This window comes from Streptomyces sp. NPDC004134, assembly GCF_042874195.1.
Taxonomy (GTDB): Bacteria; Actinomycetota; Actinomycetes; order Streptomycetales; family Streptomycetaceae; genus Streptomyces.
In genome coordinates, this window is sequence record NZ_JBIAMS010000001.1 from 501935 (window position 1) to 525604 (window position 23670).

Genomic DNA, 23670 nt, shown 5'->3' on the forward strand with positions numbered 1-23670 from the left:
GCACGGCCTCCGGCACTTCTCGGTCTCAGCGCTGATCGGGCAAGGGGAGCGGGTGAAGACCGCTCAGAGGCGGCCCGGCCGGGCCGTCGATCACGCCCGACATTCGCACCGGCCTCCGGCCGGAAGCCGGAGAGCCGCCCCGTAACGAAATCTTCGCAGGTCAGCGGCCTACCTCAACGATAGTTGACGAACTGGACGGCGAAGTCGAGGTCCTTGCCCTTGATGAGGTTGATGACCTCCTGGAGCGCGTCCCGGCTCTTGGAGGTCACGCGCAACTCGTCCCCCTGCACCTGGGCCTTGACCCCCTTGGGCCCCTCGTCGCGGACGATCTTCGCGAGCTTCTTCGCGTCGTCCTGGGAGATGCCCTCCTTGACGGTGGAGTACAGCTTGTACTCCTTCCCGGACGCCTGCGGCTCCCCCGACTCCAGGGCCTTCAGCGAGATCCCCCGCTTGACCAGCTTGGACTGGAAGATGTCCAGCACGGCCTTGGCCCGCTCCTCGGCGTTCGCCCGGATCTCGATCCGCTCCCCCGACCAGGCGATGGCGGCGCCGACGCCCTTGAAGTCGTAGCGCTGCGAGATCTCCTTGGCCGCCTGGTTGAGAGCGTTGTCGACCTCCTGCCGATCGACCTTCGAGACGATGTCGAAACTGGAGTCGGCCATCTTCGGTGCGCTCCTCGTGCACTGGTTCCCTGATACCGCACCCCGGTCCCCGGGGCCGTGGCCCAGCCTAGCCACCCCACCCGACCCACGAGCCCCACAACCGAGTGGCGAACCACCCCCGGCCATCGGGTATGGTTTACGACGTTGCCAGGCAGCCCCAGCGGCCGGACCAGGCGACATCCCTAGGCGGTGTGCCCGAGTGGCCAAAGGGAGCAGACTGTAAATCTGCCGGCTCAGCCTTCCCAGGTTCGAATCCTGGCGCCGCCACACTTCGGTTAACCCCCTTCAACCTGCGAATACGCGGGGCGAGGGGGGTTTCGTTGTGCTCAACGATCCATGCTCAGCCGAAGACCGATACGAGCGCTTTGTCTCATTCTGTCTCACGCGACGCCCAACCCTGGTCGGCGCGCCTCCCCCAGACGTCCCCCAGGGCAAGCCCTTCGCGGAGGAACGCACGTAGCTGCCCGCACCTGATCAGCCATGCCAATCCCAGCACGTGAAAGGCAGGCACATCGTCGGCACTGTACGTGACGACACCTCATGTGTGCCGCCCCTTCGACGCACGTCATCACCAAGATCTCATACGCATTCCAAGTTGATCACCTGCCTCCGGCTCAGTCCATTTGCGAACGCAGCACCCACTTCGCCCCCCGCTCGCAACTGTGCGCCGCGTCGCGGTCTTGTGGGGCGAAGTCCGGCGTGGAGGTCCGGCTGAAGGGGACTCTTCAGAGTCCCTGGCATGCGCCGTGCTGCTGCCTTCGGTACCTGAAACGTCACGCGCCCCGCCGACGGCACGTTCCACGCTTGACGCAAGCAGCAAGATGCTCACCTCCGAACCAGCCTGTAACAGCCCGTCAACTTGCTATCCTGGTTGCGTCTTGCGGACGTAATAGACGACAGCGATCCATCGAACAACTGCCACGTCGCAGGCTGGGCAGCGCACCAGTTTCCTCAGCTTCTCGGGTGGTTGGCGAGCGGAGGGGCCGAGGATGACGTATTACTATGAGCAGTTGGATCCTGAGCGCTTTCAACACTTCGCACAAGCCCTGATTTCGCGCGAGTTCCCGGGAACCCAGTGTTTTCCAGTCGGCCAGCGGGATGGCGGCCGAGATGCGGTGCAGTACCTCAACACGCAATCAGACAGCTACCGACTGTTCCAGGTGAAGTTCGTCAGGAATCCATTCTCCGTAGAGGATGCCCATAAATGGCTTGTCGATACGATGCAAGAGGAGCTCAAAAAACTCACCCCCCTCCTGGAGGCGAACCCAAACGTTCTGGAGTACATTCTTGTCACTAACGTGGCAGGTACCGCATATCCTGGCTCGGGGTCGATCGATACGCTAAACACCGCCCTGAAAACAAAACTGCCAGTACCCATCCGTGCATGGTGGCGGGATGATCTGGATCGCCGCTGTGACACCGCTGCAGATATCAAATGGGCATATCCTGACATTCTTAGAGGCGTTGACGTTCTTCAAGCGCTGGCGGATTCTATCGGGTCCGATCTAGAGGGCCACAGGCTGGACGTGCTGCGTAGCTTCATCGCCGATCAGTACGACATGGATAACGAGGTACGTTTCAAACAGGTAGAACTCAGCAATGACATCCTCAGTCTCTTCGTCGACGTTCCCGTTGAGGTTAGGGTCGAGCCGGAAGCAGGGCGGCGCAGGGACGATAGAAGAGCTATGGAGATCTATCACATCGCGCAACAACTCGCGGGGCGTGACCCGTGGGATATTCATCAGGATAGCGGGGTCGGCGCTGCGACACTTCTACTCAACGAACGCGTCGCCCAACTAGGGGACGCAGTCGTTCTGGAGGGTGGACCTGGCCAGGGCAAGTCCACACTGGCTCAGTACATTTGCCAGGTTCATAGAATGAAAATCCTTAGCTCCGATGACTTCGAGGTTCTTCCGAAGAGTCATAGGCCCTCGGCTGCACGGTTTCCCATCAAGGTTGATCTGCGCGAGTATGCAACTTGGCTAGCTGGCAGGGATCCCTTCTCGCAGGAGGGTAAAGAGCCAAGACCTCGGCACATGAGTAAGTCTCTCGAATCTTTTATCAGCGCCCTGATCAGCGAGCGTTCGGGTGGTCGCACCTTTACGCCCGACGACCTGAGCGCCGTTGCCCATTCAAGCGCCCTTCTGATTGTTCTCGACGGGCTGGACGAAGTGGCGGAGGTGAAAATCCGCAATGATGTGGTTCGTGAGATCACGGCTGCCGCGAGACGCTTGAGGGAGACAGCGGCCTCTTTGCAGATGCTCGTAACAACGCGTCCCTCAGCTCTAGCTGAAGTCAGTGATTTCCCGACGCGAAGGTTCAATCGCTGGATGTTGACCAGCCTGAATCGACCGCTAATCGAGGAATACACTGAGCGTTGGGCGAGATCCCGCAGATTGTCCGGAAAAGAAGTTGCTGATCTGCGAAGGGTTCTTTCCGACAGACTGGGGCAGGCACATATGCGAGATCTTGCCCGCAACCCGATGCAGCTTGCAATCCTGCTCAGTGTTATCCATACGCGCGGAAGTAGTCTTCCCGACAAGCGTACAGCACTCTACGATATTTACGTCGAGCTCTTTCTTGCGAGAGAGGCAGAGAAGAGCGAGGTTGTAAAAAAGCGGCAGGAAATTCTCATCGACATCCATCGATATCTAGCGTGGACTCTGCACAGCGAAGCGGAGACTGGTAGAGCACTTGGGAAGATGGATACGCATCGACTGCGTGAATTGATTGGAGAATATCTCCTCACGGAGGGGAGAGATCCTGGGCTGGCTGGCGAACTGTTCACCGGACTGGCGCAGCGGGTTGTATTCCTCGTCGGCGCGGTGGAAGGATTATTTGAATTCGAGGTTCAGCCCTTGCGGGAATATTTCGCTGGCCGTTTTCTTTACGAGACTGCCCCATACAGCCCAGTGGGTTCCCCCCGCTCCGGCACCAAAGACGAACGCTTCGATGCCATTGCTAGAAACACTTACTGGCAGAACGTAACAAGATTCTATGCTGGATGCTTCAGTAAGGGAGAGTTGCCTTCCCTAGTGGATCGATTGGAGGTGCTCTGCACAGACGTCGACCTCGGCCTGACGTCGCATCCTCGAGCCTTGGCAGCAACATTGGTTGCCGATTGGGTGTTTAGCCAAAATGCCCGTAGCCTCAAGAAGGTCATCAATCTCATCCTCGACCGCGATGGTTACCGATCGCTGCTTGGTGACGAGCGTGTCGGCGCAGCAGGAAGAGAGTCATTTACTCTGCCCGAAGGATGCGGGCGAGTGGAACTGCTGGAGCGATGCTTTGAAGTACTTAAAACGGCACCGCCACGTGACATACAAACATCCTTGACTCAATTGGCCCAGCAAAATGGTTCAAAGGATGAGTTGCGGGAGCATTGGCTCAATGGCTTTCCGGCACTCACCGAATATTCTCAAAAGGTCTCGTGGGTCTGGACCGGCTATTACACTGGCGTACTCAGCGCTATCTCTACCAACGCCATTGAGAAAGTGTTGATCCAACACTCCGTTACGATAAATGATGAAATCCAGAGCGCGTTAATGGCTGCCACGCACGCTGATTACTTTACACGAAGCAGGCGACTAACTGGTGAGTTTGCAGATCGAATCCTCGATGGTTTCGTGACAGGGGCCAGGGTTCCTCGTGCGGTGAACAATCGTATGGATATTTTCTGCGTAGCCCTGAATCCTTCCTCTATTTCACGGGCATACCGTAATCCGCGGAGTTCTCTTTCAGAAAACATTTCGCGGCATCTTGGTGTCCGTTGGCCAGAAGAACTCCCCCCGCCCACTGGCAACCCAGCCATCGACCTCGTCGTAGAGGACTTTATCGGTGCGCTCAGCAGTACCGGGGAGGATGCCCTCACGGCCCGGTATGAAACGTACATTGAAGGTATCGCATCAGCCGTGGGAGTCCGATGGGCCGTTTGGGTAATGGCCCTTGGTTATGCTACATCCACCTCACGCGCGAAACGGGAATCTGTTGGGCGACCGGACCTGTTTGATGACTCAGTTGGTATCGTCAAACGATTGCAATATGCCCGCCTCCAGGCAGGCGCAGCAACGTGGTGGAAGCGACAACTGTTGCTGTGCGATGATGAGACGTCTCGTCAACTTTGGGCTCTGACGTCTCTCTTGCTGTGCGGTCCTGCTACCGTAGCGAAGTTGTGCCCTGAGATCGAAGATGTGATCGAGGGTACGGACGATCGTCAAAGCCGACGTCTATTTGAAGCGGTTGATTCTACGCGCAGTTGGTCAGGCACCGCTCGTGCAGTTCGAGTGAGCGCCCTCCCGAGCTCTTTGAGCCCACGCGTGGCAGCCATCTTTGCGAATGTGGCTGAGCGAGATGATCACATTGCCATCGTCGATAAGTATCTGTCGAACTACTTGGGTAGTGACCCAGTAGTCCATGATGTGATTGTGTTTGCCGTGGCCTTCAAGCTCCAGCATACTGACGAGCATGTGGATTGGGCGAATGCTGTGGAGGTAACCCGAAGGGCCTACCGAACTTCAGACGCAGATTTCAGGCTCGGCCCTCGTCGCTCACAGAATCAGATGCCGGTCGACATTGCCAAAAAAGTTGCGGCCAATTCGAGTGCTTACCCTCGCTTTATGGTCAGGCTCGCGGAAGCAAGCATGAGGAGGGCGATTGCTCGGAAGACCGTTCCACTATCGCAGGTAGCCGAAGACAACGGTTGGTTCGAGGAGGAGTAGACACGCTGCGGCATCCCGGATAGCGAGATTTGGTGGGCAGAACCCCTTCGAGCTGGGAAAACAGCCTGATGGGGTTCGTAATCACCCATTCTGATAAGGAGTCAGAGTGTTCCCCCGTTAAAAAGTCGGCCACGGGAGAACTGCGGTTGGCCGAATGCTATTCCTCTGATCCCTCCCACTCTTTCAAAGCTGCCTCGATGCGGCCGTTCGCCCGGTCTTCGGCCTGCGCCAAGACCTTGGCGTAGACCCGGAAGAGCACGGCGAGGCTGTGGCCGGCCCGGCGGGCGCACTCTGCGGGGTCGACGCCAGAGCTGAGCCAAAGGGAGACGCCGGCGTGGCGGAGGTCGTACGGGCGACGAACGAGCGGGGAGGCAGCCTCCTCTCCGGTCAGCGCCTTCTCGCGGGCTGTCGCCCAGACGGCGCCGTAACTGCTGTCCTGCAGGAGCCCGCCGCGTAGCGTTCTGAAGATTCTCCCGTCCGGTGCGGTGCCGTAGTCCTTCACGTGCTCTTGGAGCATCCGGACGAGGGACGGCGGGATGGGCACGGGGCGCGTGTCCTTGGGGGATCTTGCCTTCAGGCCGCGCTCCTCGTGGGCGTCCCCGTCGTCCGTCCAGTCCCGGCCGGGGTAGACGACGCCCTTGCGCAGGTTGAGCATGCCCCAGCCGCCCTGCGGTAACTGGCACTGGGCGATCCGCAGGTTGATCGCTTCGGCGGGGCGCATCCCTGCGTAGTAGAGGCAGCCGAAGAAGGCTTCCAAGCGGCTGCCGCGTGTGCCCTGCGCGCGTACCTGTGCCAGTAGGCGGCGCACCTGGCGGGGGTTGGCCACGCTCTCCGGGTCTACCTGTTCCACCGTCTTTGGCGCTGACCACTTGACCGTGCCGAGTGGATTGACCCGGGTCGAGAAGTAGCCCTTCTCGACGGCGACGCCGAGGACATCGCTGAGACATGCTCGCTTGCGCAGCGCCGTACGCGCAGCGGCCTTGGTGCCGTCGAGCTTCAGGGCCAGGGCATCCAGCGCCTTGCGGACGACTGCCGGGTCTTCGAAGTCGATGATCGGGATCGAGTGCTTCTCGATCCATTCGAGCGCCGCCGCCCACTCGGGCGGCGGCTCCCCCTCCCCGGTCCACCGCTTCTTGTTGTACGCCCAGCTATACAGCGCCCGACGGAGTACCCGCTGCCCGGGGCCACCCGCGTTGCTCGTCACTAGGGCAGGGGTGATAGTAGCCAGGGCATCCGCGAAGTTCCGCCGCGACTTCCCCGGAGCCTCGGCCCACTTCTGCTCGATGAAGGCGCAGGTGTGCTCATACCAGGTGACGGATTGCTTCAGGGCGCGCAGCTCGGACACCGGAAGCCCGTGCTCGGTATCGAACTGCTCACCCCGTCGCGCGGCCTCCATCAGCTCCGACCGGCGCCCGTCAGCCTGAGCCTTGAGCCGGTAGCTCTTCGAGTGCTTCCGCCGGCGTGCCCCTTCGCCGACGACCCAGCGCACCCGGTACGCCTTGGATCGGTCGGGGCGTACCTCGATGGAGTAGATCCTTACGTCGTAGCTCAGCACGCCAGGTCCTCCGTCCACGACTCAAGCCAGGCGTCCAGGTCGACCCGGCGGAAACGGAGCTGGCCGTTGGGGAGCTTGATGCACCGCGGGGCCTTGCCCCGGGCACGCATCCGGTAGAACGCCGCACGCGACATGCCCAGTTCTTCGAGCACTTCGCAGAGCTTGAGGTGACGGGTACGTGCTCCGGCGGCGGTGACGCTGTGACGGGTGTGACTGATCACTCCTGTGCCTCCTCCTGGTTCGGGACGACGTAGCCGCCGGACTGCCGGATGAGTTGGACGTCGTTGGCCATGCGGGCGCAGGTCTGCCGGACGAGGTCCGGGGCCAGGCCGGTGGCCTGGGTGATCTGCTTGGGTTTGGCGCCGGGGTGATCGCGGACGTAGCGCAGGATGACCGCTCGGGTCTGGTTGAGGGTGTGGTCGGCGGCGGGGCCTTCGAGAAGCTGCCAGGCGCCGACGCCCGAGTGAAAGCGCAGGGCGTATTCCGCCTCGTCCACGTCCCGGCCGGTGACGTGAAGGACACCGTCCGCCTGGCCGCGGGAGCGCTTGAGGACCAAGGTCGCGTCGGCGGCGCCGGCCAGGCCGTTGGTGCCGGAGACTTCGGTGAGGAAGTCGTCGGAAGCGGCCTTGCGGACGTGGTGGACCAGGACGACGGCGATGCCGTAGTGGTCGGCCAGGCGCTTGGCGTGGCCGACCGCGGCGTAGTCGGCGTCGTAGGCCGAGGCGCCGGGGGCGGAAGGGCCACGCATCTTCGCGAACACGTCGATCACGATCATGCGAGCGTCCGCGTGCCGCTCGACCCACTGCGCGATGGCTTCCCCGCCGCCCTGAGGCAGCGGCGGACAGGAGGTGGCGAGCGTCAGCGTGCCCGGTGCGCGGTTGGAATCGAGGAGCTTGCGCATGCGGGTCTGCAGCCGTCGCGGGGTGTCCTCCAAAGCGAGGTAGAGCACGGGGCCGCCGTCCACGGCGATGCTGTCCATCGCGCGCCCGCCGGCGGCGACGGCCAGGGCCAGGCCGAGGGAGAGCCAGGACTTGCCGACCTTCGGCGGTCCGGCGAGGAGGTTCACGCCCTCGGAGATGATCCCGGGTACGGCCCAGCGCGGCTCCGGGAACTCTGTGGCCATCAGCTCGTCCGCGGTCCAGGCGGTGCGGATGCGCTGCTGTGCCGGTTGCAGTGGGCTGGGCTCTGGGCCGGGTGGGACGGAGTACAGGTGGGGCGCGTTGGCGGGGTCCTGGCTCATGCGGCGGCCCTCCGGGCGACCGAACGGGGCCGGTTGGCACCCGCCCGTAGTCCGGACGCGATGGTGCGGTGGGCGGCGCGCTCGTCAAGGCCAACGCCTACAGCGGCGGAGGCGAGTAACGCGGTGACTTCCGCGGTGTCCAGTTCGCCTCCGGCGACGAGTTGACCGAGGGCGACGGAGGCGCGGTAGAGGGCGGTGTTGCGGGTGCCGACCGCAGCACCGGTGACCCGCTGCCACTCCCCCTCCATCGCGCCACGCAAGTACGCGCTCAGCCGCCGCGGACCCAGCTCGGGCAGCGGCACCGGACGCTGCGGGGGCAGCGGCGCGGGGGTGAGGAGTTCGGTCAGCCAGTGAGGGAGCGGGGTGGGCGGCGCGTCGTGGAGGACGGCATACCGCTCGCGACCGATGGTGCTTTCCGCTCCGACGATGTACCCGCCACCGGCCCGGGTGTCGATCTTCCAACCCAGCTTCCCGGCGGTGTTGCGGAGGCAAGTGTCTGCCGGTGCGGTGAAGTACAGGTGCGTGCCGCCGCTCGCGGTACGGACCGCGTAGGTCTGCGTCGGAAGCTCCTGGCCGTGCTCGTCGGCGAGGACGGCGAGCATGTCCGCGCCGTCGACCACTCCAGCGGGTGTACCAGGCGGCGGGGCGTCATCGTGCTTGGGTAGGTCCAGATCGATGACGACCAGCCGTGAGGGGCCGGTGGCGATGCCGAGGTTGTACGCGCCGGTCGACCAGCAGCGCGTGATGCGCGTGTGGTCGACGGTGGCGCGCTGCTCCCACGCGGCGACGGCGGGGCGCTTGGTGCCGGGGACGAGGGGGAAGACGTGCCAGCCGCGTTCGGCGGCGGCGATTGCGGCGTGGTGCAGTGGGCGGGTGGAGCCGTAGGGCATCCTGAAGACACCTCCTGATTCCTGATGGGATGGGAGGCCGGGGCAGCGGGCTTCGTTGACCCGTCGGCCGCTGCCCCGGGCCCTGGTCAGCCGCGGTTGGCGCAGGCTGCCTCGTACTGCCGGCGGACGTAGGCGCGGAAGTCCTCGTCCGTCGCCAGCTCCTCGCCGCGGAAGCTCAAGCCGTGAAATGAGGCGTCGTAGTCGGCGAGCTGGCGCGCGGCGCGACCGGCGGCCGAGACCGCCTCGGCGGCGGCCTCGGGGGTGAGCGTGGTCTCCTCGCGGAGCGCGATGCGGTCCAGCAGCGCCGCCTTGCGGAGCCAGAATTCGCGGTCGATGCCGTGGCTCAGGGGGTACTTGCGGAGGGCGCGCAGGACCCAGGAGATCTCCCACGCGATGCTCGGGGCGTTCGCGTACGCGGTGTCCGTGGTGCTGGTCTCGGGCTCGTTCATGGCGTCCCCTTTCAACCTGCGTCGTTCACGGCGTCGGCGAGTGCGGTCATGATCTGGTCGATGGAGTCGGCGGCTCCGGTCCGGGAGAGGTAGAAGCCGAACATGAGCGCGACGGCCGCGGAGGCAACGCCGACCGCGCGGAAGCGGATCAGCAGCGCCAGTAACAGGCCGAACAGGGCGAGTGCGGTGATCGTGATCGTCACGTGGACTCCTCGGGGTCAGCGGGTGCCTTCGCGGCGCATGTCGGAGAGGGAGTTGTAGACGTGGCGGCCGAAGCGGATGCGGCGCCCATTGCCGCGGCAGGGGCGGCAGTCCCGGCCGCGGACGAGCCGCCCGCGGCGGGTCTGGCGCGTGCGGAAGCCGAAGCCCCGGCAGCGGCGGCAGCTTCCGAACGGGCTGATCGCGCAGAGCGCGGCGTAGCAGAGGGTGATGATGAGGATGCCGGGCATAGCGGAGAGCAGGGAGGACACAACAACCCCTCTCAGGGCCGGAATCAGGGAGTGGGAGAGAAGAGCCGCTAGACACTAGAAAGCAGGTCAGCGGCGGTTTGAAGTGCTAGCGGGGGTGCTAGACCTAGCAGGGATGCCCGCTAGGTCTAGCGGTGCCCGCTAGTCAGGCGGCGACGGCGCTGCCGTCACGTTCTGCGATGGCGCGAAGGATGTCAGCGCGGCGGATGCCGCGGCGGTTGGCACCCTTGCCGTCCTCGGTGGTGCCCCAGACCTGCACCGTGCGGATGCCGTGCGGGCGCAGGGCGGCGGTGAGTTGGTCCGTGGTCCACTCGCCGTAGACCTCCGGCCGGAGGTCGGCCAAGCGGGCTAGAACGGACTCGTTCCAGAGCTTCGGCTTTGCTGCCGGGATGGCGGCGGTCAGGTCGCTCAGGAGGTCGTACGAGGACGCGGGATCGGCCTCCGGCTGTTCGCCGAGGGCGTGACCGGCGAGGGTGCCTGCGCGTTCCCGCGCGGCACGTGCGCGGAGGGAGATCTCGTCGGCCTGCAAGGCGTCGATGTTGGCGGAGCGGACGATACGGGCGTCGGCACCTTCGCCGAGGAAGTAGCAGACACCCTTGTCACCCCACGCGAACATCGACGCCCGCACACCCCGCTTGTACGCGCCGGTGCCCAAGACCATGTCGTTCTCGACCTGGCCCATGACCTTCAGGCACCAGCGGGCGGAGGCATTGGCGCTGATCGCGGTTGGGATGCTGTCCTTGTCCGGCCGCTGCGTCGACAGCAGAAGCACGATTCCGAGGGCCGGGCCGCGCTTGACCAGGTCGGTGCAGATCTCCTTGAACTCCGCGCCGTGCTTGTGGTGCTCGAACCACACCTGGCACTCGTCCACCCCGATCACGATCGGGTGCAGCCCGAGGGACCGTTTCGAGGCCAGCTCGCTCGTCACCTTCGACTCCGGGCACACGTCGCGCGGGAGCGAGCGGATCACCTTCGCGCGGCGGCGCAGTTCGCCCTGAAGCTCGCGCATAGCGGCGATGCCGTACGCGATGTCCTCCGGCTCCTCGCCGGCCCGGTGGCGGTACGCGACGCGGCCGAGGGGGTCCAGGTCGCCGGTGCCCTTCAGGTCGTACGTATGGAGTTCGGCCCGCGGGTCCAGGGCGGCGATGAGGAGGAGGAGCCGGAGAAGGAACGTCTTGCCCATCCGCGGGATGGCTCCGATGACGCCCGCGATGAACATCAGCGTCACGCCGACCCACCGGCCGCGCTGGTCCGTACCCCAGGACACGGGACGGAAGAGGTCCACCGTGCCCGACTTGGCAAGCGGCCAGGGCTCCTGCCGCGCCTGCGACATGTCCTGATCACCGACCCACAGCCGCAGACGGCCGGTGTGCTCGTCCGGCACCGGCTCCGGCCACACCGTGCCCAGCGGGCGGCGCAGGCCAGAAGCCAGCTTGTCTCGGCGCTCGATGACGTCCGTGACGGTCACGCCGTACGGGAGATCGCCCTCGGCGAGCCAACCGGGGCCGTCGCGCGTGATGGGCGCCGAGAAGGAGAAGCCGGGGCCGTCCTTCGACTGCTCCTGGTTTATCGCCTGTATCCCCAAGGCGCCGAGGGCGCGAAGGACGATGTTCGACGTGAGCTTGGTGGTTTTGGGGATCTCGACGGCGCGGTGGATCACCGGTTCGTCGGCCGACTGGCCGAGCCAGCCGAGGGCCGTGGCGACTACATACCCCGAGAAGGCCAGCAACCATGTGGGCGCCAGGACGTATAAGGCGAGCGCTGCGGCAAGCCCCAGGATGGAAGCCATCAGAGCGACGACCGTGCGCCACCTGACCCGGCGGTCACGCTGCCGGGAGAGCTTCAGGTAGTAGTCGATGTCCTCTTTGCTGGCCGCGGCGCTGCGGAACGGCTGTCCCTCGGCGTCGGCAACCCACCGCAGTGCGCCTCCGATGAAACGAGCCGTGCCCCGTGGCAGTTGGAGGGTGAGCCGGAGCTGGTACCAGGGCGTACGCACCGCGTGGTACACCACCACGTGCCAGCCGTACGCGGTGACACCGGAGCCGGCGGCCTTGAACTCACGCCAGGAACGAGCCCAGGGCGGGACAACCGGCCGCCGCTTCGAGCCCGTGACCCGGTCCATGAGCCGTACTGCGGAAGAGCCGCCGGGCCGGTCGACCAACGTGATCTCGTCGGGAGGAGGGCCGCCGGAATCGGCCGCGCTCTCCTCGTTCGAGTCGTCGTGCTTCACTGAATCTTCCTTCCGGTTCGGAGGGAAGCCAGGGCCCGGCCCTACCCGCCAAAGCAGCGGCCGGGCCCCGGCGGTAAGCGATTCAAGGGGCGCTACGGTCGCCCAGCAGCGGCGGACCGCGGGCCGCGTTCGGTATCGAGCCTTACGAACACGCCGTGCACGTAACTCGGTGCGCGGGTCGCTCGCTTCGCGGTCTCGCGTACGGTCAGGCCCTCGGCCCACCCGTTCTCGATGACCTGCTGCGCCTCAGCGGTGCTGAGCTTGTCCGGCTCCAGTTCGGGGACGTGTTCAGGTGAACGGCCACCCCCGTTCAGGGCGGCATCGAGGGTGAACACGCCTGGCTGGCCTCCCCGCCGGATGCTGTCCGTCGCCCGCCGCATCTGCCCGCGAACCTCCTCGGCGAGCGCGGAGGCAACCGGATCACCAGCCGCCTCCGTCCACGGGGAGGCCAGGGGCACCGTCGCCAGCTCGGCCGCGTGCCGCCGGGCCGCGAGCAGTTCGAGCAGCTTCCGCCGTTGCTCCCTGTCCGCTCCCACCGACGCCTTCGCCACCGCGGCCGACAGCCGCCGCGCGATGCGTCGCCCGAACCGCCCGGCCCGCTGTTCCGGCGGCAGGGCCGCCAAGCGCGCCGCCAGCTCGACCGCGCGAACGGTGGCGCGGTCCCGGCTGATCTGGGCCGCGTTCCGGTCCCGTTCGGTGATCCCCAACCGGGAAAGCAGCCGCTCCCGCAGTTCCCGCCCGGCTACGGCGAGCATGCCGCGGGACTCCGCGCCGGGCTTGCGGTGCCGGAGTTCGATACCCATGGCCAGGTGCCAGAGCACGGCCGCCATGACCGGCCCGACGAATGCGCGGACCGTGCCCCCGAGCGGCCCGGACTCGGCGTAGGCGGGGATGACCTGCACACCCGTGATGAGCCAGACGAGGAGCCCGGGGGCGCCGGGTGCCTTCATCGGGCCGTTGAGGTTCTGCCGCGCCATGAGCGCCGAGGCGAACAGCCCCAGTTCCGCGGCGGCGAACATCGCCGCCCGCTCGGCTGTGCTCCCCATGCCCAAGTAGTCCTCGGCGAACCGCCAGGACGTATCCGCGGTGTACGCCGTGCAGCTCGCGGCGGCGAGCGCCGCGACCCGCACGGCGGGGGTGTCGAGCTTCGCGTACCGGGCCAGCCGGCGCAGCGTGAACCAGAGAAGCGCCAGCCCGAGGAGCACCGCCGTGGCGGCAACCACGGCGTTCGTCCCCAAGGGGATGTGAGCGACGGGCTTCATACCGCCCGCCTCAGCCGCGGCGTCCACCGCCGGCCCCTGGCGTACCGGCTGAGCCGCGCCGCGTAGCGGGCGTTCGACCGGGCGATCTCGTCGCCGGCGGCCTCGTCCTGCAGTTCGACAAGAACGTCGTCGGCAACGGCGAGCCGCGCCGCGCGCTCCTCCGCCGACTCGACCGGCCCGGCCGGCTCGTCCGCCGCGGTCGGGCCGAGGAACAACCTGCGGAAGTCCTCGGCCCACGTGGTCTCGAAGCCGAGCGCTAACGCCTCGGACTCGAAGGCGTCCAGGCTCCCCCGGCCGCCGTCGTAAACACGCATGATCTCTCTGCCTCCTCGATGGGATGGGCGAGCCGGGGCGGCGGGCTTCGTGACCCGTCGGCCGCCACTCCGGCGCGGGTGGTCAGACTCGGAAGCGTCGCGGACCCGTGATCCGCTGTACGCCGCGATGCGCTGTCGCCACTGCGGTGAAGGCCCCGTAGCCGGAGAGCAAGGTCAGCAGCCATCCGGCGCCCGCCTGCTGTGCAGCCTGGCAACTGAGGTACGTGCCGATCACGCCAACCAGCAGCGTGAACAGCGCCAACAGTCCCCGGGTGGTCGACGCCGGCGCCGGTCTCCGAGCCGCGACCGTCAGTTCGTGGGGCGGCATCGGGCGGAGGCCGGCGCCGGGGATGTCGACGAGGACGAAGCGGCCGGTGCCGTGGGCGGCGACGCCGACGACGGCACCGAGGGCGTTGTTGCCGCCGCGCTCTTGAACGATGTCACCGATGGCGAGCCACATGGGAACCCTTCGCGTGCAGTAGCGGACGGGTTGCGTCGATCACTCGGCGGAGCGAGTGGTCATGACCTCCGACGCCGCTCGGCGGCGGCGCCAAAGATCAAAAACACTCGTTCGCTCGTCACGCTGTGGAGTTCTCAAGGTGCAGACCGTTCGAGGTAACTCCTTAAGAGATCAAGTCATCAAGTCCTCTTTAGGAGTGCCATGACTATGACGTACGTCGCTCAACTCGTCAAGTCCTCTTTAGGAGCGCTAGGCTGGTGTCACGTGACAGCGCCCTCCACCTGGGGCTCCGAGGCGATGACAAGGGACACGAGCCGTGGCGAAGGAATACGAGCGCATCGCGAACGACCTCCGCGGGTCGATCCGCGACGGCGACCTCAAACCCGGCGACCGGCTCCCCTCCGAAGCGGAGTTGGTGGAGCGGTACGGGAAGAGCGGGCCGACCGTGCAGGCAGCCCTCCGGGTACTGCAGTACGAAGGATTGATCGACAAGCAGCACGGCAGGGGCAGCTTCGTCCGGCGCCCGCGGAGCACGGTGCTGCGGACCAACGAACGCCACCAGTGGGAGAAGGACCGGGCGCGCGAGGCTGAGGAGCACCGGCTGAAGACCGGCGCGACTGAGTACGACACCGGCCTCAAGGTGGATGACCTGGTCTTCCACGCCTCGTACAAGCAGATCGAGGCATCGAAGGACATTGCCGACGCCTTCGGCGTGCCCCAGGGCACGGCCCTCGTCGAACGCACCTACCGCACGCGCTACGCCGCGGAGCGGGCGCCGTTCGCGCTGGTCACCTCGTACCTCGTCCGCGACATGGTCGCGGAGAACCCGGACCTCCTGGACGAGACGAAGGAGCCGTGGCCGGGCGGGACCATGAACCAACTCCACACAGTTGGCATCGAGCTGGCCCGGATAGAAGAACGCTTCACCACCCGGCCCCCGACGCCGGAGGAGGCGGAGGAGCTGGAACTTCCGCCGGGGATGCCCGTCCTCCTGGCGCGCAAGGTCTCGTACGACACGACCGACCGGCCGGTGGAGATCTCGGACATCACGCTGCCGGGTGACCGGACCCACGTGCACGTCGTCACGCACCTGGAGCGGTGGTGACCACGATGGCCCGCCGCATCTCGGTCGTAACCGCCGTCCACGCGCCGTCCGCCGCGTACCTTCAGGATGCGTACAAGTCCCTGGAGATGCAGGAGCTTCCGGCCGGCTGGGAGTGGCACTGGTCCATCCGGGAGGACGGCACGGGCGAGGAAGTGGCGCCCCACGTGCCGAACGACGTCCGCGTGACGTTCCGCCAAGGCCGCGGCGGCGGCCCCGGAGTGACGCGGACGATGGCGCTGGCAGAAGCGCACGGCGAATACGTGAAGGTGCTCGACGCCGACGACCAGTTGACGCCCGGCGCACTGGCCCGGGACATCGCCGTCCTGGACGCCAACCCGGACGTCGGCTGGACGACTTCGCGCGTCCTCGACCTCCTACCGGACGGCTCAACCGCCGGCTTCGACCAGGACCCGGACGACGGCCCGGTCGAGCGCGGAGCAGTGCTGGAACACTGGGAGGCCAACGACTTCCGCGCCCAGGTCCATCCGGCAACCCTCTGCGTACGCCGTGACCTGCTGCTCGCCCTCGGCGGCTGGATGGCCCTGCCGGCCTCGGAGGACACGGGCCTTCTCCTCGCCCTCAACGCGGTCAGCCGCGGCTGGTTCATCCGCGAATCGGGCCTGCTCTACCGCAAGTGGCCAGGCCAGATGACCAGCCAGGCGTCCCACAGCAACGCAGCGGAGCTGGAAGCCCGCATGTCCGTCATCGCGGCCAGGGCCCACACGCTGACGGACTTCGACTGGACCATTCCACTCCACGGCTGATCGGTGCCGTAGCTCAGCTCGACGCAACCAGAGGCAGGGGGAGCGCCACGAAGGCGCTCCCCCTAGCTGCACACACGCGGCACCCTGCCGCCCTCCACCACAGGCTCGACCACCAGTGAAGACCGTGGCTTGACTCCGCATCGCAACTCCTTAAGATAACTTAAGGAGTTGTGATGGCTTCTCCTCCCGGACGCTCATGAGGGAGGAACCTCCTCATGCCCACTCACGGTCCCAGCAGCGGCGCGCGCACTCGCCGGCGCCGCAAGTGGCGGTCCCGCTTCACTCCCGTTGCCGCACGAGCCGATTGGAGGTGATCACACGCATGGCGACTCAATACTGGGACGTCGCTGAGCAGTTGAGAACGCTGATCAGTCAGGGGAGCTACCCGAACGGCACACGGCTCCCTGCCGAGGACAAACTTGCAGTTCAGTACGGCGTCAGCCGCCCTACCCTCAGGCTCGCGCTCGAACAACTGCAGAACGAAGGCTTGCTGGACAAGCGCCACGGCAGCGGCAACTTCGTGCGCTGGCCCGCAGACCGACTGATCTACCCCGGCACTGCACGTATGACGGACGGGCACGACCTCAACACCTTCGTCAGTAGGACGGAGACGAAGGCAGACAACTCCGTTGCTGCCCTCCTTGAGATAGAGCAGGGCGACACAGTGATCGCGTACACCTACCTCGCCCGCCGGGGCACTCGCCCCCGGAGCCTGACCCACGCTTACGTGCCGGCACGGCTGGCTGCGCTGATCTCGCCGAAGCGCTCCTTGCACCCTTGGGGACACGACATCCGTCAGCAGTTGGCGGAGTCAGGCGTACGACTGGCCTCCAGCACAGAACGGCTCATTGCACGACTGCCCACGTCCACCGAGGCCCGCACGCTGCACATCAGCCCGAGGGGGACGGTGCTTGTGGTCGGACGGACGCTCATTGATGTCGCCGGCCGAGTGGTCGAAGCATCGGTAGTCGTCATCCCAGGCCAGTGCGCGGAGGCGATTTTCACCACCCACTTCGCGCTCTCCAGCGAAGAGTGCGAGTCCTCGGCACCGGCAGCCGACCACCACGAAGCAAACCAGCTCGTCCACGGCCTGAACCCGGCGGAGAGCGACAAGGAGGTATCACGTGATTGATGACTGGAAGAACGAGGTCGCGGACGAGAATTGCGGCGAATGCCTGGACCTGGACGAGCAGTTGCGCGCCGCGCGAGGTAAGTACGACTGGAGCGGCGTAACCGACGTCCGGGTCCTGCGGAAGCGACACGTCAAGAGCGCTCACGCAGAGGCCGAGGTGCAGACGTGAACCCACAGGGACCCGAACTACGGCTTTTGCCCTGGGTGAACGACCAGGGGCGCCCCTGCTATGTACGAGAGGGCGGGTGGCTCTCGGAGTACGCAGACCTTCTGGAGAGCCAGCAGCTCGACACCGGCGAGGACGTCCTGCGTATGTCCGAGGCCCTACTCAACGACAAGCCGAGCAAGACCGAACTGCGATTCGTGACGCAGCGGCTGAGCGAGGCACTGCGCGATGCTCTGCGAGTCGCCAAGTCTCGGGGAACCCGGCTGGACACGATTGGCGGTCACGGAGACGTGGCAAAGCGGCCTCTCACCGAGTGGTATCGGGCGTGGCGCCGCAAGGCCAGCAGAGCACTCAAGGCTCGACGCCCGTAGCTGAGAAGCGCTACAGCGAGGGCCGGTCCCCGACACCTCAGCGTCGGGGACCGGCCCTCGCTCGTCAGCTCACGCAAGTTCGTCCGCGTCCACCCTCGAAAAGATCAGATCGCTCTCGCCGTCGACCCGCCCTCGCAGTCGCGTCGGAACGGCCGCCGGTTGCCGAAGCGCCGGCGGATAGCTCCCCGGTGCATAGTCGTTGGCCAGGCGGTAGACGTGAAAGCCGGCCCGCGTCATGGTCTCCATCAGCTCGTCTACGGAGTCGCCCAGTTGCGCCATTCGCTCCGGAGTCACTTCGATCGTGATCTCTGCGTCAGGGCGGAGTTGGTCCAGCAGGGGAGCCAGGCCCCGGGCCACCTTCCCCTCCGCACCTTCGACGTCCACTTTGATGATGCGCGCCTGTGCGACTTCGGCCGGCTCCAGCAGCTCCGGCAGCGGGCACGCCTCGGCCTCGAAGGACGACTCAATCGGGCCGTCATACGGGACGATGCTGTTCGCCCCCGTGTTGATCGAACTGGCCAGGATGAACGTCAGAGTCTCCCGACTGTCAGACACTGCGGCGTTGACCGCCCGCACGTTGCCCAAGCCGTTGAGGCCGACATGGTGCCGGAGCCGGCCGTAGAACTCCGGAGACGCTTCGATGGCCACCACGTGTCCGGCATCCCCCACCAACCGCGATGCAAGCACGCTGAAGTACCCGACGTGAGCGCCGACGTCCACGAACGTGTCCCCGGGGCGGAGCCTCCCCTGTAGCCAGCTCGTCATGTTCGGCTCCCAGATGCCGAACAGGTACACGTACCGCTGGATGAGGTCGCGTGTGTCGACGGCGAACCGCGCCCCGAACAGTGCTTCCGTGACCCGCTGCCTAGGGTGATCGCGGAGATACGGGTTCAGGAAGCGCGCAGCCAGCGCCGCCTTCCCAACGGGCACCGGGGCGTCGCGCACGTACCGCCGGCCGAGGGTGACCAGCGTCTCTGCGATCGTGCTCCGCATTGCGTATGCCTCTCCGCCGGGGTTACCCCGAACGATAACGCCGCTGCCGAGACGCCCTAGGACTGGCTCAGGATGCCCGTTCCCTGGGCGCCGCCCCGTTCCCTAGAATCCTCAAGACGTCTTGACGAGTCTGGCCGGGGAGGGCGGAACGACGTGGAGCTGGGCCAGCAACTCCTGACGATCTCCGCGGTGCTCGTCGGCGCAGCGATGACCTACGTCACCAACACACTCTCGGAACGCCGACGCCTCCGCCACGAGTTGCACACGCGGTGGGATGACAAGAAGCTCGACGCCTACGGCGACTACATCGACCGGGTGCGCGCCTGCGTGTTTCTAGCCGTGTCCCTCTACGAGCACCGGGAGGGCATCCTTGAGGCCGAGCGGAGCGAACAGGACCTCTCAACGGAGCTGGCCGAGGCCATCCGCTTACGCGGCCGGGCCTTCGAGCGCATCATGCTCCTCGGCGGTGACCGAGTCGTAGAAGCCGGCCACGAGGTCAACGCCATAGCCCAGGAGATCGACTGGCAGGCCACCGGCCGCACCACGGGCACCCTCGCCGAGTGGCGCCAACGCCACCGCACAGTGTTCCAGCGAATCAATGCCTTCCACGACTCCGCCCGCGAAGACCTCGGAGTCTTCGGCCGCGTCACCGGTCAACAACACCCTCAACGCGACCTCCTGCTCCCACCGGCCCGACAGGGGCGGGACGACGACACTGTCTGAGACCTCGCACGCCTGAAGACGGAGGCGGCAACACCAGGGGTCACAGCCGTCACTTTGTCACACAGCTGAGCTCACTGCGATTCGTTGCTGGTGTGACTGGCATCGAGCAGCCCGGCCTGAGATAGTCGCGAAAGTGCAGTGTGGACGTGAGGATCAGTAAATAGCTGACGCTTGCGCTGATTCCAACTGCTTATGCATTCGAGTACCTTCTCAGGCGTTACCGGGCGCTCAATCAGCTCATCAGCAGCGAATGATACCGTGCTGAGCAATTCCATTCCGAAAGCGTCCTCAAACCCTGCAACAAGCTCCGAGAATTTATCGGACACCCGCCGGAATTCGACGGATCCCACCAAGAATCCCTCAGCTTCATCGACTGCATCTTTGTTGAGTTCAAGAATTGCTTGCGCTCCACTTGTACCATCACCGTATCCAGTGATGAAGTGGCCTTCCATAGCCGATACTGCCTTGTCGAGGTTCGAGGAATATGGGCCATAGATCCCCTTTTCGAACCGAAGCCCAAGAGGGAGTCCGAGTCTCTGCAAGAAGTACATCACCTTGTGCACTTCGAGCAGTGACACTCGGGCTTCAAAGGCCAGCCCCCGCCCGAGAGAACTTCGAATGTAGCGGTTCAACGCAGCAACGAACGCAGCACGTTGGGGGTTCATCGGAGGTTGATCAGTGAAGTTGGGCATCGCATCGGGGCGCGGAGCACCCGAAGGTTCCCACACTCGGATCTCCGCGTCTGGAATTGTTCCGAGGATTTGCGAGATCAATGGGCCAACATCACGCCACTCCAAGCCGCCATTACCACAACCCAACGGAGGCACCGCGATGGACTTAATCCCTCGCTCCACGATTTCATCGCGTAGCGCCGTCAGCCCGGAAGCAATGTCCTCCAGTCGCGATTTCGCTTTCCAGTGACGCTTGGTCGGGAAGTTAATAATGAACCGCGGACCGCTTAGTTGCTCAACCTCATAGACATGCATGCGACCTACGTCCACTTCACCACGGTCACACGCGTCTTTATAATCTTCAAAATTCCCTGGGAACGCCCGCTTGAACTGCAAAGCGATGCCTTTGCCCATGACACCCACGGTATTGACCGTGTTCACAAGGGCTTCAACATCCGCCAGAAGCAGATTGCCGGTACCACGGGTGATCATTGTGATCCTTCCTCTGCGTTGTCTAGACCTCAGCTGCCCTTGATTCAGTAGTACCACGTGCGTCTGACACTCACAGGCAAGTCAACCGATGCCGACCTGAGCACGCTGCTCACCTGCTCAGCGTGTGCATGGTCGTACGCAGCGACTTCACAGACCGCCGAGAGCGGCAGTCGTTCATGTACCAGGAACTCGGCCATACGACGCCTCATGCGATCACCGTCATCTGCCGTGTTCGCCCATATTCGAGCGGATATTACCTTCCAGTCAACCACTTCAGCGAGCAAATCGAGTTGATCGAAGTGGCGGGTGATCTCGGCGGCGCAGTTGCCGTCACTGAAGACGCAGCACTGACCTGTGGCAACGGCGGCATCAACCGTTGTGACGAAGTACACAAGCGGAGTCTGACCTTCCTGATAGGTAGGCACGCTGCCCTTATTGATCTTGTACAGCATCGGCGACCGTGGCGCGAAGTAGAACGGCACGTAGTCGGATGGCACCCCGTAGGGGTGCACCAAGACACGTCTAGTGCGTCGAGCAGCCTTGATGTCACGATCACCGCACTCCACAGGCACACCGCCGCGAAGTTGCATGGTCGTGTCGGACACCAAGCACTTGTCCGCGAAGATGCCTTGCAGGTTCCGTATGTGGGTGAAGTGGAACAACTGTCGTTCACCAACTTGTGTCACCGGGAGTGCATACCACAGTTCACTCCGTGTGCGGCACCCTCCATATGGCCCAGCGCCGGCAGGCCTTGCGTTGGCATCGCTGCGCGGGCCTGAAGGGCGCGCCCGCTCCCGTGCATGTCGGCATCGTTCGCTGCTGTGCGCCCACCCCCCGTCTGACCTGCCCCCTCGCCGCACAGCTAGTAGGTGGGCGGCGTCACCCAACAAGATCGAAGTTGATCACTCGTACCTTTGGGAGGCCTGGCGTTCCCTCCAACGCATCCGCCCCAAGCTGCGCCACCTCGTGCCAAGTCAGCCACTTCGGTTCCATCCCCGCTCCGCACGGGCACCAATTCGCCCTTGGACACCGCAGGTTCACCATCACTTGGCTGTCAGAGGTCAGCGCTACGCTGCCGCACGTGAACGATCTCCTGAGTAAGGTCCTGGAACTCCAGCCGTCTTGGTCGGCATCGAACACGGATGCGATGAAGGAGCGGGGTAACGTCATCCGCCACCAGCTGCCCGAGCTGTTGCGGGCGCACTCCACTCCTCTAGCGGGATCGCTGGGCGTTTCGCTCGACAACCTGGGCGTTGAGGGGCGCGACGGCACGGGGCTCAAGTCGGAGATCCCGTGGGTTCGCGTGTTCGGGCGCGAGCAATCACCCAGCTCGACCACCGGATGGTACGTCGTCTACCTGTTCAGCGCATCCGGACAGCGGGTCTATCTGTCGCTGAACCAAGGGACGACGATCTGGACTGGTGGTGTTTTCAAGGCACGGAGAGTCCAAGACCTGCGGGCCCGTGTCGAGTGGGCGCGCCCGATGCTGACAGAGATAATGGGCGTCCGGTCAGACCTGTCCGACACCATCCAACTGGACGCCAGAACCCCATTGGGGCGTGGATACGAGCCTGGCAACGTCGTTGCGATCACCTACGAGCGCAACCAGATCCCTCCACAGGACACCCTGCTGGCGGATCTGCGCTACATGACCCAGCTTCTACGCACCCTGTACGAGTCCGAGCGCATGGCTCCCTACATCCCGGGAGACCCCATCCCGGAGGTGATGGAAGCGGAACACAGCGCGGCGAGGACCGCCGGCCGCCGTACCCGCGGCGCCACGCGGCCTCACCAATCGGGTCAGGGCTTCCTCCTTACAGCCAGCGAGAGGAAGGCCATCGAGCTCCACAGCGTCCGCATGGCCACCGAGCACTTCCAAGCCCACGGCTGGACGGTCAAAGACGTCGGCGACAGAGAGTCGTTCGATCTTCTCCTTACGTGCGGAGAACGGAAGATGCGCGCTGAGGTCAAGGGGACGACTTCCGTCGGGACAGAGGTGATCCTCACCCGCGCCGAGGTCGAGAAACAGCGTACGTACTACCCGGACAACGCTTTGGTGGTCGTGCACTCGATCCAGCTCGACCGAACGGGCACGGAGCCGAGAACATCCGGGGGCGTCCTCCACTGCACCTCCCCATGGAAAGTGGAAGACGACGACCTCACGGTGATCTCGTACGCGTACCGCACGCAGGTGGACACTCAGCCCACTGAGGTCGCTGCTGTAGAGCAACCCCTGCTTCCCCCAAGTGTCCCCCACCAGCGCCATGAGGAGGAAGAAGCGCAGGCTGCAGGTGGTTGAGTCAGCCCGCTGTAAATCTGCCGGCTCAGCCTTCCCAGGTTCGAATCCTGGCGCCGCCACCATCACGAAAAGGGTCCGTGACCAGCATGCATGCTGGGCGGGCCCTTTCGCGTTCCCGGACTCCGTGTAAGTGCCGCGTTGCGGCCGGGGGTTGTGGGGTTGTGCTCGATTGGCTGCTGTGGGGGTGCGGGTGGGGGGTGGTTTGTTTAGGTTTTGGGCTGTATGGGTCTTGCTTGGGGTACGGAGCGGAGGAGCCGTTATGGCCGGTTGGACGGATGACGAGCTGGAGCGGATCGGGACCGCCGAGGAGTTGAATCTGCAGTCGTTGCGGGGCGACGGCAGTCTGCGGGATCCCGTGACCATGTGGGTCGTACGGGACGGGGACGACGTCTACGTGCGGTCCGTGAAGGGGGCGCAGGGGCCGTGGTTCCGGGGGACCCGGGCGCGGCTTGAGGGGCGGATCCGGGCCGGGGGTGTCGACAAGGAGGTCGCCTTCGTGGACGTGGGCGACGCGGGTGAGACCACGCCGCGGGTGGATGCCGCGTACCGGGCGAAGTACGGGCGCTATCCCGCCGACATCTTCGGCACCGTCGTGACGCCGCAGGCGCAGGCCGCCACCATCCGGCTCGTGCCGCGCTGACCCGGAGGCCCCTCCGAGGCCCAGGGCCGGGCCAGGCGCCGCCGGGCGCCGCCCGGTTCTCCGGCCG

The 23670-nt window shown here is 65.2% G+C and carries 23 protein-coding genes and 1 tRNA gene; 9 read left to right on the top strand and 15 right to left on the bottom strand.

Annotated elements, in window-relative coordinates; translation table 11 throughout:
• Window positions 1–173: 173 nt before the first annotated feature.
• A complete protein-coding gene (locus ACFYVJ_RS02285) occupies window positions 174–662 on the bottom strand; it encodes a YajQ family cyclic di-GMP-binding protein (protein ID WP_388885690.1) in 489 nt (162 codons plus the stop codon).
• 185 nt (window positions 663–847) lie between these two features.
• On the opposite strand from ACFYVJ_RS02285, the gene ACFYVJ_RS02290 reads away from it, so the two are divergent.
• Window positions 848–929: transfer RNA gene (locus tag ACFYVJ_RS02290), tRNA-Tyr, on the top strand.
• Window positions 930–1651: 722 nt separating this feature from the next.
• Window positions 1652–5380 (top strand): NACHT domain-containing protein, encoded by a 3729-nt coding sequence (locus tag ACFYVJ_RS02295; RefSeq protein WP_388885693.1) that lies wholly within the window; start codon window positions 1652–1654, stop codon window positions 5378–5380.
• A gap of 157 nt (window positions 5381–5537) precedes the next feature.
• On the opposite strand, the gene ACFYVJ_RS02300 is transcribed toward ACFYVJ_RS02295, so the two are convergent.
• The 11 genes from ACFYVJ_RS02300 to ACFYVJ_RS02350 all read right to left on the bottom strand — a co-directional run bounded on the left by ACFYVJ_RS02300 (window position 5538) and on the right by ACFYVJ_RS02350 (window position 14247).
• Complete coding sequence (locus ACFYVJ_RS02300; protein WP_388886143.1) at window positions 5538–6932, bottom strand: site-specific integrase; 1395 nt, start codon at window positions 6930–6932, stop codon at window positions 5538–5540.
• Window positions 6929–7153 carry a helix-turn-helix transcriptional regulator gene (locus ACFYVJ_RS02305; RefSeq protein ID WP_388886145.1) on the bottom strand — a complete coding sequence of 75 codons (225 nt, stop codon included), beginning with the start codon at window positions 7151–7153 and terminating at the stop codon, window positions 6929–6931. The genes ACFYVJ_RS02300 and ACFYVJ_RS02305 overlap by 4 nt, the downstream gene beginning before the upstream one ends.
• Window positions 7153–8175, bottom strand: coding sequence for an AAA family ATPase (locus ACFYVJ_RS02310; RefSeq protein ID WP_388885695.1), 1023 nt, complete (start codon window positions 8173–8175; stop codon window positions 7153–7155). Before ACFYVJ_RS02310 ends, ACFYVJ_RS02305 begins: the two co-directional genes overlap by 1 nt.
• Window positions 8172–9065, bottom strand: a complete 894-nt coding sequence (locus ACFYVJ_RS02315) for a bifunctional DNA primase/polymerase (protein WP_388885698.1) — start codon at window positions 9063–9065, stop codon at window positions 8172–8174. Before ACFYVJ_RS02315 ends, ACFYVJ_RS02310 begins: the two co-directional genes overlap by 4 nt.
• Before the next feature lie 86 nt (window positions 9066–9151).
• On the bottom strand, window positions 9152–9514 hold the full coding sequence (locus ACFYVJ_RS02320) for a hypothetical protein (RefSeq protein WP_388885701.1): 363 nt from the start codon (window positions 9512–9514) through the stop codon (window positions 9152–9154).
• An 11-nt stretch (window positions 9515–9525) separates the two neighbouring features.
• Window positions 9526–9717, bottom strand: coding sequence for a hypothetical protein (locus ACFYVJ_RS02325; RefSeq protein ID WP_388885704.1), 192 nt, complete (start codon window positions 9715–9717; stop codon window positions 9526–9528).
• A 15-nt stretch (window positions 9718–9732) separates the two neighbouring features.
• Window positions 9733–9984 carry a hypothetical protein gene (locus ACFYVJ_RS02330; RefSeq protein ID WP_388885707.1) on the bottom strand — a complete coding sequence of 84 codons (252 nt, stop codon included), beginning with the start codon at window positions 9982–9984 and terminating at the stop codon, window positions 9733–9735.
• Between the two features lie 142 nt (window positions 9985–10126).
• Window positions 10127–12211 (bottom strand): cell division protein FtsK, encoded by a 2085-nt coding sequence (locus ACFYVJ_RS02335; protein ID WP_388885710.1) that lies wholly within the window; start codon window positions 12209–12211, stop codon window positions 10127–10129.
• Between the two features lie 92 nt (window positions 12212–12303).
• Window positions 12304–13473, bottom strand: coding sequence for a hypothetical protein (locus ACFYVJ_RS02340; protein ID WP_388885712.1), 1170 nt, complete (start codon window positions 13471–13473; stop codon window positions 12304–12306).
• On the bottom strand, window positions 13470–13787 hold the full coding sequence (locus tag ACFYVJ_RS02345) for a hypothetical protein (protein WP_388885714.1): 318 nt from the start codon (window positions 13785–13787) through the stop codon (window positions 13470–13472). Before ACFYVJ_RS02345 ends, ACFYVJ_RS02340 begins: the two co-directional genes overlap by 4 nt.
• Window positions 13788–13869: 82 nt before the next feature.
• Window positions 13870–14247: a hypothetical protein gene (locus tag ACFYVJ_RS02350; protein ID WP_388885716.1), complete on the bottom strand. Its 378-nt coding sequence runs from the start codon at window positions 14245–14247 to the stop codon at window positions 13870–13872.
• Between the two features lie 316 nt (window positions 14248–14563).
• On the opposite strand from ACFYVJ_RS02350, the gene ACFYVJ_RS02355 reads away from it, so the two are divergent.
• From ACFYVJ_RS02355 to ACFYVJ_RS02370, 4 genes are all read left to right on the top strand, one after another.
• Entirely contained in the window at window positions 14564–15352 is a 789-nt protein-coding gene (locus ACFYVJ_RS02355; protein ID WP_388885719.1) for a GntR family transcriptional regulator, read from the top strand.
• Between the two features lie 5 nt (window positions 15353–15357).
• A complete protein-coding gene (locus tag ACFYVJ_RS02360; protein WP_388886147.1) occupies window positions 15358–16116 on the top strand; it encodes a glycosyltransferase family 2 protein in 759 nt (252 codons plus the stop codon).
• A gap of 322 nt (window positions 16117–16438) precedes the next feature.
• Window positions 16439–17248 (top strand): GntR family transcriptional regulator, encoded by an 810-nt coding sequence (locus tag ACFYVJ_RS02365; RefSeq protein WP_388885722.1) that lies wholly within the window; start codon window positions 16439–16441, stop codon window positions 17246–17248.
• Window positions 17241–17417, top strand: coding sequence for a hypothetical protein (locus ACFYVJ_RS02370; protein ID WP_388885724.1), 177 nt, complete (start codon window positions 17241–17243; stop codon window positions 17415–17417). The genes ACFYVJ_RS02365 and ACFYVJ_RS02370 overlap by 8 nt, the downstream gene beginning before the upstream one ends.
• 437 nt (window positions 17418–17854) lie before the next feature.
• Here the strand turns inward: ACFYVJ_RS02370 and ACFYVJ_RS02375 are convergent, their stop codons facing one another.
• Window positions 17855–18778 (bottom strand): FkbM family methyltransferase, encoded by a 924-nt coding sequence (locus ACFYVJ_RS02375; RefSeq protein ID WP_388885726.1) that lies wholly within the window; start codon window positions 18776–18778, stop codon window positions 17855–17857.
• A gap of 153 nt (window positions 18779–18931) precedes the next feature.
• Between ACFYVJ_RS02375 and ACFYVJ_RS02380 the strand changes: the two genes are divergently transcribed.
• A complete protein-coding gene (locus tag ACFYVJ_RS02380; protein ID WP_388885729.1) occupies window positions 18932–19501 on the top strand; it encodes a hypothetical protein in 570 nt (189 codons plus the stop codon).
• Window positions 19502–19572: 71 nt separating this feature from the next.
• On the opposite strand, the gene ACFYVJ_RS02385 is transcribed toward ACFYVJ_RS02380, so the two are convergent.
• Both ACFYVJ_RS02385 and ACFYVJ_RS02390 read right to left on the bottom strand, forming a co-directional pair.
• Window positions 19573–20664, bottom strand: a complete 1092-nt coding sequence (locus ACFYVJ_RS02385) for a macro domain-containing protein (RefSeq protein WP_388885732.1) — start codon at window positions 20662–20664, stop codon at window positions 19573–19575.
• 44 nt (window positions 20665–20708) lie between these two features.
• Complete coding sequence (locus ACFYVJ_RS02390) at window positions 20709–21524, bottom strand: DUF4433 domain-containing protein (protein WP_388886149.1); 816 nt, start codon at window positions 21522–21524, stop codon at window positions 20709–20711.
• 221 nt (window positions 21525–21745) lie between these two features.
• Between ACFYVJ_RS02390 and ACFYVJ_RS02395 the strand changes: the two genes are divergently transcribed.
• Both ACFYVJ_RS02395 and ACFYVJ_RS02400 read left to right on the top strand, forming a co-directional pair.
• Window positions 21746–22963 (top strand): MrcB family domain-containing protein, encoded by a 1218-nt coding sequence (locus tag ACFYVJ_RS02395; RefSeq protein WP_388885735.1) that lies wholly within the window; start codon window positions 21746–21748, stop codon window positions 22961–22963.
• Between the two features lie 259 nt (window positions 22964–23222).
• Window positions 23223–23603, top strand: a complete 381-nt coding sequence (locus tag ACFYVJ_RS02400; RefSeq protein WP_101422343.1) for a DUF2255 family protein — start codon at window positions 23223–23225, stop codon at window positions 23601–23603.
• Window positions 23604–23670 lie beyond the last annotated feature (67 nt).